This window comes from Natronosalvus halobius, from assembly GCF_024138145.1.
GTDB classification, from domain to species: Archaea; Halobacteriota; Halobacteria; order Halobacteriales; family Natrialbaceae; genus Natronosalvus; species Natronosalvus halobius.
Genome location: NZ_CP099997.1, coordinates 822,316 through 835,418 on the forward strand (window position 1 = coordinate 822,316; position 13,103 = coordinate 835,418).

Sequence of the window (13,103 nt, forward strand, 5' to 3'; positions counted from 1 at the left end):
TCACATGGTGAGCGAAGAAGGGGTCCTCGAGATCGCCTCTGAATCGGACATCGTCACCGCCAGGACCACGATTCGAAACGTCGCTTCGACCGCCGGCTTCGGGCTGACGGACACCACCCGGATCGTGACCGCTGTCTCCGAACTCGCCCGTAACATCTATCTCTATGCCGAAGTCGGGACGATGCGCTGGCGAGTCCGTTCGAAGGGGAGCCAGCGAGTCGTCGAGATCGTCTTCGACGACGATGGTCCAGGAATTTCGGACATCGATCGCGCCCTCGAAGAGGGGTACTCGACGTCGAGCGGAATGGGCCACGGCCTCTCCGGCGCCCAGAAGATGATGGACGAGTTCGAGATCGACACGAGTGCCGAAACGGGGACGACCGTCACCATCCGCAAGTACGTGCCACGAGTGGTCGCCAATGACGGGTGACGACGAGGCGTCGATCCCGATTTCCAAACAGGCCGACGTCATCCTCGCCGGCCGCCGGGCGAAGCCGATCCTGGCAGCGTTCGAGCTGGACGAGTCGACCGTCGAAGAGGTCGTCCTCGTGATCCACGAACTGGCTTCGAACATCGTCAAACACGCCGGCGAAGGGACGATCACGCTCGTGCCCAAGTCGTCGGACGACTATCGCGGTATCGAGATTCACGCCGAGGACTCGGGGCCGGGAATCGGCGACGTCGATCGAGCGATCGTCGACGGCTATTCGACGGTAGGAAGCCTGGGGTCCGGGCTCGGGGCAGTCGATCGGCTCATGGACGAATTCGAAGTCGTTCCTCGCCCCGACTCACACGCCGGCACGCACATCGTGGCCAAGCGCGATTTCCAGCCTCGAGCACGTTCCCAGAAACCGTTTCCGCTCACGTTCGGAGCGGCAACGCGTCCCCGGTCACGCGGCGATCCGAACGGCGACGCGTTCGTCATCAAACGGTGGGGAGACAATGCCCTCGTCGGCGTCATCGACGGATTGGGGCACGGACAGGATGCCCACACCGCCGCGGCAGCGGCGAAACGGTACGTCACGGGCCACTTCGACCAGTCGCTCACCGCGATCTTTCGGGGCGTCGAACGGGTGTGTTCCAGGACGCGCGGTGTCGTCATGGCGCTCGCTCGCTTCGACTGGACCAAAGAGACGATTTCCTACGCCAGCGTCGGCAACATCTCCCACAAGGTCGAGGCCCCGGTGCCGCTCCAGTTCGTGACGCGACGGGGAGTGCTCGGGAACGACGCACCGGAACCGCTGATCAGGGAAAACGAGTGGGATCCTGAGTACGCCCTGGCGCTGTATTCGGACGGTGTACGGTCGCTCTGGAAGTGGGACGAGTTCGTCCACCTCGTCGACGAGCCGAGTTCGACGCTCGCACACCGACTCCTGGCGGAGTTGGCGGACGAGAACGACGACGCAACCGTGCTGGTGGTTACGAGGGGATCACGATGAGTGGCCAGGACGGTGACGAACAGCCCTCGGGCGCAGACCGGGACATGATTCAGGCGCTGCAAGCGGAACTCAGGGAGACGAACGAGGGGCTCCTCGCGCTCACCCTCGAACGCGAGGAACACGAACGGACGCTGACGGCGCTCCACGAGTCGAGCCGGGAACTGCTTCACGCCGAGACCGCCGAGGACGTGAGCGACCTGATCCTCGAGACGACGAACGAGGTCCTCGGTATTCCTGGCGTTGGGGTGTACTTCGCCAGCGAGGACGGAACCAGGCTCTCGCCGGCCGCGACGACCGAGTACGTCGAGAACAGGTTCGGATCCCTGTCACCCGTTATTCCCGACGACGATTCGGTTGCGTGGCGATCGTTCGTCGAGCAAGAGACCATCGTGATGGACGACGGCATGACCGGTCGCGACGAGGGTCTCGAGGCAGCGTTTCCCAGCGGCATCTGGCTCCCGCTTGGCACCCACGGCGTCATGGTCGCCGTCTCCGACGGGATCAGGGTGTTCGACGCGGACAAACGCCAGCTCGCCGGGCTGCTCGCGGCCACCGCCGAAGCAGCCCTCGATCGGGTCGAACAGGAGAAACGGCGACGCCGGCGCGAAGCGCAACTCGAGGGGCTCGTCGAGGCGACGGGGGAGTTGCTCGGGGCTGAGACGGTACGAGAGGTCTGTGATACCGTGGTCGAGACCGCCGAAACGGCGCTCGGCCTCCCGATTACGATGATCGCGGTCTACGATAGCGAGACGGGAACGCTCAGACCACGCGCACAGACGGCGATGGCCGGAGCGGTCGTCGACGTGGAGCAGATGTTCGACCCGCAGGCCGAACTGGCGTGGCAATCGTTCGCCGAGAAACGAGTGACGGTTCACGACGAGATGGCGGTCGTCCCCGATGCCGATGGAATCGACGCCGACACGTACGGCGTCGCGATTCTCCCGCTCGGGCGACACGGCGTGCTCGTCATCGGCTCGAGAACGACCGACGACGTTTACGACGAGCGACTATCACTCGCCCGGATACTGGCCGCGAGTACGGAACCGTCGCTGGCTCGTCTCCTGGCGACGAACGCCGAGTCCTCGCTCGATCGAGCCGAACGTGAACGACAACTCATCGAACGCGACGAACGCCTGCACGAACAGAACGAACGGCTCACGCGTCTGAACCAGATCAACGACGTCATCCGTGACATCGATCAGGCGCTGGTGGCGGCGGATTCGCGAACGGCGATCGAACAGGCCGTCTGCACCCAGTTGACGACCGCGGGACCGTACACCTTCGCCTGGATCGGCGAGTACGACGCGGTGCACGACGCGGTGGCACCACAGGAGTGGGGAGGCGTCAACGATGGGTACCTCGATGCGATCGATCAACGGGGGGAAGCTGACTCGAGCGAACGGGGACCGACGGAACGGGCGAACGAGACACAGGAACCACAGGTGGTCGAGGACCTGCTCGGCGAGCCGCCACTCCCCCAGTGGCGCCGGGAGGCGCTCAAGCGCGGGTATCGCGCCTGTATCGCGATCCCGCTCGTGTATCGCGAGATGCGCTACGGCGTATTGACGGTGTATTCAGATCGACTCGAGACGTTCGGGGACCTGGAGCGAACCGTCCTGGTCGAACTCGGCGAGACCATCGCCTACGCGATCAACGCCGTCGAGAGCAAGAAAGCGCTCGTGAGCGACGAGTTCGTCGAGCTCGAGTTCGAGATTCGGGACGACGCGATTCCGTTCCTCTCGGTGACAGCCGACGTCGGTTGCGTCGTCGAACTCGAGAGCGTGGTCGCCCGATCCGATGGCGGCTACCGGGTCTTCTTCACCACCCACGGGACGCCGTCGGAGCCCGTCCTCGAGCACATGGAGCGAGCGTTCGCGGTGGACGGCACGCGGTTCATCTCGGAGACCGACGAGGAGTGTCTCTTCGAGTGTACGGTCGACGAGTCGAGTTTCTTCGGAACGCTCCTCGGTCACGGCGCCGTCCCCCAGCGATTCAGGGCGGAAGGCGGTGACGGAACCATCGTCGTTGCCCTCCCGGAGAGCGCGGACGTTCGACTATTCATCGACACGATCCAGGCGACGTACGACCACTCGGAGTTGCTGGCGCGACGCGAACAGCCCCGAGACCGGGATCGACAGACGAAGAGCGGATTCGCGGCGGACATGGACGAGATACTGACCGACCGGCAGCGAGAGGTACTCCGGACCGCCTACGAGAGCGGATTCTTCGAGTCGCCACGCGAACGCACCGGCAGCGAGATTAGCGACACACTCGGCGTCTCACAGCCGACGTTCAACAATCACCTCCGCGCCGCACAGCGAAAATTCTTCGAACTCGTCTTCGAATCAGACTGACGTACGAATACCGGTTTTGCTATTCTAGCCACTGACAAGGATTCGCATGGCTTCGTGGCTAGCTACGCCCTCTTTTCCAGTAGAACTAGTACGTATAATTGAATATCATGACTGGAATAGCAAACGAACGCGACGCAGACGACGGGCGATCTACCGACTTCGAGCAGCTACCTGGCACCGAAACCGAAACCAAAACCGACACCCGCCGACCAGCAAGGCGGACGTTCGTGAAGGGTGCGGCCATTGCGGGTGTCTCTGCGATCGGTCTCTCTTCGAACGCTGCGGCATCGGGTTCGTACACCCAGTACGACGGCGAGTACCGACACGTCGTCAACGTCGTCGAGGCCGGCGCCGACAACACCGGGAACCGATCGATCACTCCCGTGCTCAATCGCCTTCGGAACGATAACACGCTGTTTTACTTCCCACCTGGGCGCTACGCGATGGACAGCCAGTTCCGGTTCACGAAGTTCGACAACGTCGCCTTCGTCGGCAACGATGCGACGCTCGTCCCGGCGAACTACTACAACTTCGACGGCCCTCAGTACCGCCTCTTCCGCCTGGGAACGCTCTCCCGCCCCGGCAAGAAGCTTCGGTTCGAGGGATTCACGGTCGACCAGACCGCCAAGGATACTGGGATTCGGACGATCGACACGGTAGTCACCGACCGTCTCGACGTCGAGGACGTTCGCGTCAAGGGCGAACACGACAGCGGAACCATGGGCCCCGCGCGGTTCGATGTGATCGGGTCGAACGGGACCGGACGTGTCGTCGGTTTCAAGGCACCAGACGGCGGCAAGAATGCTGATGACACACCCCACGCGGGGAAGACGAGCTCGCGCGGCCCGATCGGCATCCTCGCGAACGGGACAGCGGGCGAACTGATGTTCAGGCGGTGTCACGTCGGCGGCTTCCCCGGGAGCGGCCTCTACGCGTGTAACGGCCCCGGAAAGATCATCGTCCACGGCGGCGTCTACCGGAACAGCACCTCCGCGAGCATCCGGATCGGCGGCGCGGACAGTGTCGTCAGGTGGCCCACCGTCGAAATCGACGACGTCGACGAGAAGTACCCCAGCCATCGTGGCATCCGCGTCGAGCGGGGCGACGTCACGATCAAGGGCGCCGCGATCCGCGTCAGCGACCCGAGTCCGAGCAATCACGCGATCTCCGTACTGAGCAACTGTGAGAGCGCCTGGATCGAGAACACGACGATCGAGATGAGCGGCAACGACGTCAACCACGGCATCGTCGTCTCTCCCGGCGCCGGCGAGACGACCATCGCCCGCACGAACATCACCCACAATGCCGCGGGGGGCTACCCGCTCTGGCTGCGCAGCTCCAACAACACGGACCGCGTCCACTGTGAGTACCTCTCCATCGACGGCGAAGCCGGCGACGCGAGCGGCCTCCGCGACGGAATTCGCTGTGAACGGCCTAACGTCCGGTTTGCCGCATGCGAGGTCGACCAGCGCGGTCGAGACGGCGTCAAACGCAACGCCATCGTCAGTACGAGCGAGGACCTCTCAGTGTGGAACATGACGCTCCGTGCCAGCCACTTCCCCATCGTCGAACTCGGATCCAATTCGAGCTACCTCGAAGTCGACGCCGAGTCGTATAGCGGCCGTGAGGCGGCCTGTCTGTACGACCAGAGTCACAAGATCTCCATCCGTAACAGTCGACTGGTCAACGGCGTGCGCGACCTCGGCTCCTGGAGCCTCGAGCTGTCGAGCAACACCACCAGCTGATCGCGCCGGCGAAAATCATGTGGTGACGTGAGCCATGGTCGAGGCGGTTTCCCTCTTTCACTCTCCCTCCACGTTCCCGCATTTCCCTCCCTGCTCCCCTCTCATCCCTTCCTCATCCGCACCGCCTCACCTCCTCTTCTGCGTTTCCCTCCTCTCACCTCACCCCACGTCGATCCGCTCGAACGAACCCTCGAGGTGCGGGCACCCTTGCGGCTTCGAACGTGCCTCGAGGACCACCGGGGAAACACTTTACCTCTGTTCTTTCCCACGTAGCCCATGGAGCAGTTCGAGAAGTACGTCTCCTCGGCGACGCTTCGCGAGGAAAACGAGTCGATCAAGCAGTACCAGAACACGGTCGGCCTGGCGTGTCCGGCCTGCGACCAGCCGTTCGACGACATGGTCGTTTGCAAGGACGAGCACACGAGCCTGAACCAGACCATCCCGCTCGACATCTGTACGGGCGTCGAGGACGGGAAGCCGGTGCTGTTCACCCACAAGCCCTAGTACCAGTCGACGCCTGGAAGGGGACTGGTCGATCACACCGTCGGCCGATGCCATCTCGAACCCCTTAAGCGACCGCCGTCGCCTACACCCACGACATGGACTTCGTCACGTTCGCCGACCACGCCGCCACCATCGAGGCCGAACCCGCGGATCTCGAGACCGTCGCCCACGTTCAGTCGCTTCTCGAGGCGGCCGGCCCGGACCTCCAGATCGTGGCCCGCTTCGTCCAGGGGCGGGTTTTCCCCGCCTGGGACGCCCGAAAGCTCGACATCGGTCCGCGGACGTGCTACGAGGCGATTGCTCGCGCGGCTGGGACGAACGTCGGCCCGGACAACGTAGAGGACGCCGTCGCCGAGGTCGGCGAGATCGGTGCCGTCGCCGCGAGTTACGAGTTCGGCGGCCAGCGGGGGCTAGGAGCGTTCGGCGGCGGTGGCGGTGACGGTGACGGCGGTGGCAGCCAGGACGGACTCACCGTCGCGACGGTGTCCGACACGCTCACGGAACTGGCCGAAACTGACGGGTCGGGCAGCCACGACGCGAAAGTGGACCTCCTGTTCTCGCTGTTCAACCGGTGTGAGGCCGACGAGGCCCGCTACCTCGCTCGCCTCGTCCTCTCGGAGATGCGTATCGGCGTCGGCGAGGGGACCGTCCGCGACGCTATCGCCGAGGCGTTCGACGTCTCCGCCGACCGCGTCGAACGTGCGTTGCAGGTCTCGAACGACTACGGCCGCGTCGCCGTCGTCGCTCGAGACGAAGGGGTGGAGGGACTGGACGCGCTCACCCTCGAGGTCGGCCGTCCGGTGCAGGTGATGCTCGCCCAGGCGGGGAGCGTGACCGACGCGCTCGAGGCCTGGGACGAGACGGCCGTCGAGTGGAAGTACGACGGGGCGCGCGTCCAGTTGCACTACGCGCCTGATGGCGTCGGGACGACGGGTGCGTCCGACGGGAACTCGGGGGACGAACACCCGACGTCCCGCGTCTTCTCGAGGAACATGGAGGACGTGACTGACGCGCTCCCGGAAGTCGTCGAGTTCGCCGAGGCGACCCTCGAGGTGCCGACGATCCTGGACGGCGAAGTGGTCGCCGTCGACGACGACGGAGAACCGCTCCCGTTCCAGGAGGTGCTCCGGCGATTCCGTCGAAAACACGACGTGGCGAAAGCGCGCGAGGATGTGGCCGTTCGGCCGGTCTTCTTCGACTGTCTCCACGTCGACGGCGAGGACTTGCTCGACGTTCCGCTCTCGGAGCGCCACGGGCGACTCGAGGCGGTGCTCTCGCCCGAGAACGCCGCCGAAACGGGGGCGTCCGAAGCGTCCAGGGACGAAACGCCCGAGGGCCTTTCCCTTCTCTGGCTCACCGACGACCCCGACGAGATCGAATCGATCGACGCCGACGCGCTCGAGGCCGGGCACGAGGGGATCATGCTCAAGGACCCCGATTCGACGTACTCGCCAGGTCGTCGCGGCAAGCACTGGCTGAAGCGGAAACCCGACATCGAGACGCTCGACTGCGTCGTCACGGGCGCGGAGTGGGGCGAGGGTCGGCGGGGAACCTTCCTCGGCACATTCTTGCTGTCCGTTCGGGCGACGGATACCTCCGGAGATGGCGCGTTCGAGACCATCGGCAAGGTCGCCACGGGGATCACCGACGAGACCCTCGCAGACCTGACCGAGCGCCTCGAGCCGTACATTCGGGCCGAGGACGGCAAGGACGTGGACCTCGAGCCCGCAGTCGTGTTCGAGGTGGGTTACGAGGAGATCCAGACCTCGCCGACGTACAGTTCGGGGTACGCACTCCGGTTCCCCCGGTTTCTCGGGATCAGGGAGGACAAGACGCCGTCCGAGGCAGATTCACTCGAGCGCGTCGAACGGCTCCAGTCGTCGTAGCCCAGGAGCGGGAGGCCGAGGGGACGGACCAGCGGAGAGTCGGGGGAATCGCGGTACGACGACTAACTCGACGAAATCGTAGTTCGAACCCGTGATACAGCCTTTTCGGCCGTTCCCATCGACTCACCGTCGATCGATACGGCGACGACGTCCGGTTCGTCACCCTCCTCGTCGGTGATTCGGATCGCGATCGAGTGGACTGCGGCGTCGTCGACCGTCGGATCGTCCGATTCAGTGACGATAGAGACGTGAATACCGGCTTCGGTTCGTTCGATTTCCCGGACCTCGAGCCAGTGCTGGCTCGACCAGGATCGTGCCACGACGACCACGAGGTACGATCGGTCGAAATCGGTCTCCGCGACGAATTCCATGGTCTCGTTCTCGTCCTCGTTTTCGTCTCGGTTTCCGTCTCGCATCCGCTCTTGAGCCGCCGACCGGTCAGTGAGGATCGTCTGATACGAGTGTGGTCGCTCCCCGGACGGCTCGAGACCGTCGTCAATCAGGTGACTGCCGACGCGGTGGTGCGTCTCGACCGTCATCCCGTCAGGGAGATCGAGGCTCTCTCCCGCTCCCAGACACCCTGCGACGCTGACCGACCCCATCGCGACCCCGGTGAGGAATCGGCGGCGGTCCATATCTTCCACTCGCGTCGGCCACACATATGTCTTCTTGTTGACGTCTACTCCCACAGGTGAACGGTAGGTCGAATTGGGTTCGTTTCGACAGTGTGGTCAACATACGTGTACCCACTTTCCGCGTTTCCGCGATCTGGCGTCTCGAGCGACTCCGAATCGACATCCGTTCTCGAATGACCCCGAACCGGCATCCATTTGACCGTTCGTCTACCGAAGACGAAGTATGAACGAACGAGAGGAGAGCCTCGACGTGGGATCGGCAGCGGATCGGGCCACAGTCGCCGCTCGAGCGGCCGAGGCCGGATCCGAGGTCGCCCACGAGTCGTTTCGACGGGACATCCCGGTCGAGTTGAAGGGCGGGAAGACGGACGTCGTCACGCAGGCGGATCGAGACGCCCAGCGGACGGTCATCGAGGTGATCCAGGAGACCTACCCTGACGATCCAATCGTCGGCGAGGAGGACGACGAGCGAAAGACGGTCCCAGCGGAGGGACCGGCCTGGATCATCGACCCCATCGACGGCACGAACAACTACGTCCGCGGGGTTCGGATCTTCGCGACGGCCGTCGCCGCCGTCGTCGATGGCGAGCCGGTCGGTTCGGCGGTCGTCATGCCTGCGCTGGGCGATACGTACCGGGCGGGACCAGACGGCGTCGCCCGCAACGGCGAGCCCATCTCGGTCAGCGACCGCGACGACCCCGAGACCTGCGCGGTCTGTCCGACTATCTGGTGGGACTTCGACGAGCGCGACCAGTACGCCGCCGCAACCAGGGAGATCGTCCAGCGATTCGGCGACATGCGCCGGTACGGCTGCGCACAGGCGGCCCTCTCGATGGTTGCCTCGGGCGCACTCGACGGCGTCATCACGAACCGCAGGGCGAACCCCTGGGATTCCGTCGCCGGGGTCCACCTGATTAGAACGGCCGGCGGAACGGTCACTGACATCGACGGCGAGCCCTGGCGCTACGACTCTCGAGGGTTGGTTGCCTCCAACGGAGAAGACGAGGTCCAGGACGAGGTACTTGCGGCGACGCGAGCCATCGAGGTGTAGCGAATTTCGATCGGCTTCGAGGGGCCGATACGCTACCGTTTGAGAGGTCGGTACGCTATCGTTTGAGAGGTCGATACGCTATCGTTTGAGAGGTCGATACGCTACCGTTTGAGAGACAGATGCGTTCCCTAATAGGGGCACACTCGCTACCGTTCGACCGCCACGTCCACAGACGAAGGGAGTGAGACGGCGAGCGCATTGCTGGTCAGGTTACCGGTCGCGCGACGCAACCGTTCGGAAACGGCGTTCGTCGAGATGCCGAGCGCCTCCGACAGGTCCTCGATCTGCGCCTCGCGAGGAACCTCGAAGTATCCCATCCGAAGCGCGGTCACGAGCGCCTCCCGCTGTTCGGGCGTCAGGTCGTACTCGCGCTCTTTTGGTGCGGAGCCAGGGTACATCCGCTGGAGTTCGAACGCGTAGCCCTGCTCGTGGAAGAACGTCTGGAACTCCTCGAGTGCCTCTCGGTCGACGAACTGGAGTTTGAGGTACCAGGTGCCGTCTGCGGCTTCCGCCTCCTGCATAACGCCGTGGCGGTCGACGATCTGGTCCACCAGTTCCTGGACGGGTTCGGCCCAGTCGACGTTGAAGTAGTGGACGTTCGAGTCCGAGTCGAGGAGGGTGAGGTCGTCGACGGAAGGATCGTTTCGAAGCGTCGTCTCCAGGGTCTCCAGGCCGTCCTCGTCCGAGGCCACCCACAGAAACGGCATCACCCACTCTCTGCTGTGGGTCGCGAGGCGTTCGACCTCCACGGTCGCGTCCGTGAGGGTTTCGAGCGTGTGCTCGAGCGCGAACGCGCCCGCAGGAACCGTAAATTCGGTGATAACGCTCATACGACAAGTCTCGGGTGGACAACCATAAACAGGCCGACATTGGTCGGACCGGGACGCAGATGTACAAAGAATTTTGACGACCTGACGTGCATCGATAGTATGAACCTCGACGACACTGATCGGGCGATCCTCCGGATTCTACAGGAAAACGCCCGAACGCCGTTCAGCGAAATCGCCCGCCAGATCGACATGTCGAGCGCGACCGTTCACGACCGGGTCAATCGGCTCGAGGAGGCGGGCGTCATCGAGGGCTACCACGCGAAGGTCGAGCCGAAGGCGATCGGTCTCGGCATCTCAGCGCTCGTCGGTCTGCGGGTCGAACAGGGGCGCGAACAGGATACCCTCGAACGACTAACCGACATCGAAGGGGTCCAGGAGGTCCACCTCACGACCGGCGAGTGGGACGTCATGATGCGCGTCTACGCCGCCGACGCGGACGCCCTGCGCGAGTTGATGTTCAACCAGATCGCGCAGATGGACGGCTTTTCGCGTTCGCAGACCATGGTCATTCTCGGGACGACGTACGACAGCCAGGAGCTGCCAATTTCGCCGGAGCAGAACTGACGCCGTCCAGATCGTCCCTCGCTCGCGCAACAAAAACCGGAAACGGTAAGCGACGACCACACCGGTGTGGTGGTATGGAAGCGTACGTCGACCGCTACGGCGCAGGACGAATCTGGCTAGCGGTCGTGGGATCGCTCGTCGCGTTGATCACGCTAGCGGCAGTGGTGTTCCCGCACCGAGTCGCCGCCGAAATCCTCTGGCACTACTACTGGGGTCCAGTCGCCGCCGACGCCCAGAACTACGGCTGCATCGCCTGGAACGGCGGTTCGCCGACCGAGTGCGGGCCGAACACGACCGGACCGGAGGCCAGCCCCGGCTATACCTGGCAGTCATACGCGGGGTACATTCCGACGCTCGTGCTCATGCTCGTCGGGATCATCCTCCTGATCAAGCGCCTCGAGATCGATCGCTACCGCGCGGGCTTCTACGGCCTGTTTCCGTTCATGCTGTTCGGCGGGGCGCTGCGCGTCGTCGAGGACGCCAACGTTCGAGCGCTCGTCGAGACCGGCGAGATGCCCATCGGGCTCCCCTGGGTGGCCGCCCTCATCAGTCCGTTCATCTACGGAACCGTCTTCCTGGTCGCGTTGTTTGCCGTCGTCGTCTCGGTCTGGCTCGATCGAAGCGGATACGTCTCGGGCTACGAGTACCCGCTCGCTGGGATCGGGACGGCTGCACTGACGGTGACGGTGGCCTACCTCGGCTACTTCGCGGCGACCCACGAACTGGCGAGTTTTTACCCACTCATCCCGCTCATAACGCTCGTCGGGGCGACCGTCGTCACCGCCATCACCTACGGGGCGATCACGCGATTCGCGCCCGACCTCAACCGGGGAACCGGGTTCATGGGGGCGGTCGTCATCTGGGCGCACAGCGTCGACGGCATCGCTAACGTCATCGGCCTCGACTGGGCCAGCGCGTTCGGCCTCGGGTACAGTCCGAAACACCCGGTCAACGAGTGGATCGTCACCACGACCGAAGCGGTATTCCCGGCGTCCGTCGTCGACGTGATCGGCGCAGCGTGGCCGTTCCTCATCGTCAAAGTCGTCGCCGCCGTCTTCATCATCTGGGTGTTCGACGAGTCGATCTTCGAGGAGAGTCCCCGGTACGCCATCTTGCTGTTGATAACGGTGGTTGCCGTCGGTCTCGGGCCGGGAACGCGGGACATGCTGCGAGCGACGTTCGGGATCTAATCCCTGCGGGTAGTTCGTTTGACGTGTGATCGGGTCAGTATCCTGGTCCCGTCCGCCGCCAGCGCTCGTCGAAATTCGAGGCGAGGTCGGTGGCAATTCCATCGTCCCGGAAGTTGACGACGGCGAGGAGGTCGTCGGCGTGAACCGGATCGAGGACCTCGACGCAGACCTCCCGCTCGTCGATGACGATGAACCGCTGGTGCGGGACGGTCTCCGTTCGACGAATACGCAACCCGGAATCGAGCAACCGCGCGAGCGGCGGTGAGCACGGATCGAACTCGGTCGCGAGTAGTCGAACGTCGATTCCGTCGTCGAGACAGGCCTCGAGCCGTGTGACGAACGCATCACGGATCTCCGACCGGAACGCGACCGTGTCGACGTAGATACGGATCTCGATGGCCGCCGATCCGAAGCGCTCGACCAGGAGGTCGCGGGCGGCGACGTCGTGGAACGCGCTGGTCGCGAACTGCTCGGTCTGTACCTCCTCGGCGAGCGCCGTCAGGCTCCGGCGGGCGCTCGAGGCCGTCCGTTCGTACTCGCCGCGTTTCGTCTCGAGTTCGTTTCGACGGCGCCCGAGGACGCGATCGATCGCCATCGACGGTTCGACGTGGGCGTACGTTCGGGGGCGGCCGTCGTCCGCTCTGACGAGCGATCGGTCCGCGAGGGAGTTGAGCACGTCGTAGATCCGCCCGATCGGAACGTCTGCCTCGGTCGCCACGTCGTCGGCCGTCATCACGCCGTTCTCTACGAGGGCAACGTACACTCGAGCCTCGTAACTCGAGAGCCCCAGCGTCGTCAACTCGTCGACGTACTCGTCCATGTGAACATTCGTGACGTTCATCCTCGGATGACTTAGGGGTTGCGTTCGCCAGAATCTCAACGAAAAATGCGTTCAACACGGTTTA

At 64.1% G+C, this 13,103-nt stretch carries 12 protein-coding genes; 9 read left to right on the forward strand and 3 right to left on the reverse strand.

Going from position 1 to position 13,103, the window contains the following annotated elements; all coding sequences use genetic code 11:
- Nucleotides 1–7 precede the first annotated feature (7 nt).
- The 6 genes from NGM15_RS03910 to ligA all read left to right on the forward strand — a co-directional run bounded on the left by NGM15_RS03910 (nt 8) and on the right by ligA (nt 7,928).
- Nucleotides 8–430 (forward strand): anti-sigma regulatory factor, encoded by a 423-nt coding sequence (locus NGM15_RS03910; RefSeq protein ID WP_253435522.1) that lies wholly within the window; start codon nt 8–10, stop codon nt 428–430.
- The gene (locus NGM15_RS03915; protein WP_253435524.1) at nt 420–1,439 is read left to right on the forward strand and encodes an ATP-binding protein; all 1,020 of its coding nucleotides are present in this window, start codon (nt 420–422) and stop codon (nt 1,437–1,439) included. Before NGM15_RS03910 ends, NGM15_RS03915 begins: the two co-directional genes overlap by 11 nt.
- Complete coding sequence (locus NGM15_RS03920; RefSeq protein WP_253435526.1) at nt 1,436–3,793, forward strand: bacterio-opsin activator domain-containing protein; 2,358 nt, start codon at nt 1,436–1,438, stop codon at nt 3,791–3,793. Before NGM15_RS03915 ends, NGM15_RS03920 begins: the two co-directional genes overlap by 4 nt.
- Before the next feature lie 107 nt (nt 3,794–3,900).
- Nucleotides 3,901–5,538, forward strand: coding sequence for a right-handed parallel beta-helix repeat-containing protein (locus NGM15_RS03925; RefSeq protein WP_253435529.1), 1,638 nt, complete (start codon nt 3,901–3,903; stop codon nt 5,536–5,538).
- Between the two features lie 276 nt (nt 5,539–5,814).
- Entirely contained in the window at nt 5,815–6,042 is a 228-nt protein-coding gene (locus NGM15_RS03930; protein ID WP_253435531.1) for a DUF7385 family protein, read from the forward strand.
- Nucleotides 6,043–6,137: 95 nt separating this feature from the next.
- Nucleotides 6,138–7,928 carry an ATP-dependent DNA ligase LigA gene (gene ligA, locus NGM15_RS03935; RefSeq protein WP_253435534.1) on the forward strand — a complete coding sequence of 597 codons (1,791 nt, stop codon included), beginning with the start codon at nt 6,138–6,140 and terminating at the stop codon, nt 7,926–7,928.
- A gap of 62 nt (nt 7,929–7,990) precedes the next feature.
- Here ligA and NGM15_RS03940 read toward each other — a convergent pair whose 3' ends face one another.
- A complete protein-coding gene (locus NGM15_RS03940) occupies nt 7,991–8,563 on the reverse strand; it encodes a hypothetical protein (protein ID WP_253435536.1) in 573 nt (190 codons plus the stop codon).
- Between the two features lie 223 nt (nt 8,564–8,786).
- Between NGM15_RS03940 and NGM15_RS03945 the strand changes: the two genes are divergently transcribed.
- Nucleotides 8,787–9,614, forward strand: a complete 828-nt coding sequence (locus tag NGM15_RS03945; protein WP_253435538.1) for an inositol monophosphatase family protein — start codon at nt 8,787–8,789, stop codon at nt 9,612–9,614.
- Nucleotides 9,615–9,760: 146 nt separating this feature from the next.
- Here the strand turns inward: NGM15_RS03945 and NGM15_RS03950 are convergent, their stop codons facing one another.
- Entirely contained in the window at nt 9,761–10,444 is a 684-nt protein-coding gene (locus tag NGM15_RS03950) for a helix-turn-helix domain-containing protein (RefSeq protein WP_253435540.1), read from the reverse strand.
- 99 nt (nt 10,445–10,543) lie between these two features.
- On the opposite strand from NGM15_RS03950, the gene NGM15_RS03955 reads away from it, so the two are divergent.
- Nucleotides 10,544–11,008, forward strand: coding sequence for an Lrp/AsnC family transcriptional regulator (locus NGM15_RS03955; RefSeq protein WP_253435542.1), 465 nt, complete (start codon nt 10,544–10,546; stop codon nt 11,006–11,008).
- 74 nt (nt 11,009–11,082) lie between these two features.
- Nucleotides 11,083–12,198, forward strand: coding sequence for a DUF63 family protein (locus NGM15_RS03960; protein WP_253435544.1), 1,116 nt, complete (start codon nt 11,083–11,085; stop codon nt 12,196–12,198).
- Between the two features lie 34 nt (nt 12,199–12,232).
- Here the strand turns inward: NGM15_RS03960 and NGM15_RS03965 are convergent, their stop codons facing one another.
- Nucleotides 12,233–13,039, reverse strand: a complete 807-nt coding sequence (locus tag NGM15_RS03965; RefSeq protein WP_253435546.1) for a TrmB family transcriptional regulator — start codon at nt 13,037–13,039, stop codon at nt 12,233–12,235.
- Nucleotides 13,040–13,103 lie beyond the last annotated feature (64 nt).

What these genes read in the sequence shown, in the direction of transcription:
- NGM15_RS03915 (WP_253435524.1), top strand. Translation starts at nt 420, where the DNA reads ATGACGGGTGACGACGAGGCGTCGATCCCGATTTCCAAACAGGCCGAC.
- NGM15_RS03920 (WP_253435526.1), top strand. Translation starts at nt 1,436, where the DNA reads ATGAGTGGCCAGGACGGTGACGAACAGCCCTCGGGCGCAGACCGGGAC.
- NGM15_RS03925 (WP_253435529.1), top strand. Translation starts at nt 3,901, where the DNA reads ATGACTGGAATAGCAAACGAACGCGACGCAGACGACGGGCGATCTACC.
- NGM15_RS03930 (WP_253435531.1), top strand. Translation starts at nt 5,815, where the DNA reads ATGGAGCAGTTCGAGAAGTACGTCTCCTCGGCGACGCTTCGCGAGGAA.
- ligA (WP_253435534.1), top strand. Translation starts at nt 6,138, where the DNA reads ATGGACTTCGTCACGTTCGCCGACCACGCCGCCACCATCGAGGCCGAA.
- NGM15_RS03940 (WP_253435536.1), bottom strand. Translation starts at nt 8,563, where the DNA reads ATGGACCGCCGCCGATTCCTCACCGGGGTCGCGATGGGGTCGGTCAGC.
- NGM15_RS03945 (WP_253435538.1), top strand. Translation starts at nt 8,787, where the DNA reads ATGAACGAACGAGAGGAGAGCCTCGACGTGGGATCGGCAGCGGATCGG.
- NGM15_RS03950 (WP_253435540.1), bottom strand. Translation starts at nt 10,444, where the DNA reads ATGAGCGTTATCACCGAATTTACGGTTCCTGCGGGCGCGTTCGCGCTC.
- NGM15_RS03955 (WP_253435542.1), top strand. Translation starts at nt 10,544, where the DNA reads ATGAACCTCGACGACACTGATCGGGCGATCCTCCGGATTCTACAGGAA.
- NGM15_RS03960 (WP_253435544.1), top strand. Translation starts at nt 11,083, where the DNA reads ATGGAAGCGTACGTCGACCGCTACGGCGCAGGACGAATCTGGCTAGCG.
- NGM15_RS03965 (WP_253435546.1), bottom strand. Translation starts at nt 13,039, where the DNA reads ATGAACGTCACGAATGTTCACATGGACGAGTACGTCGACGAGTTGACG.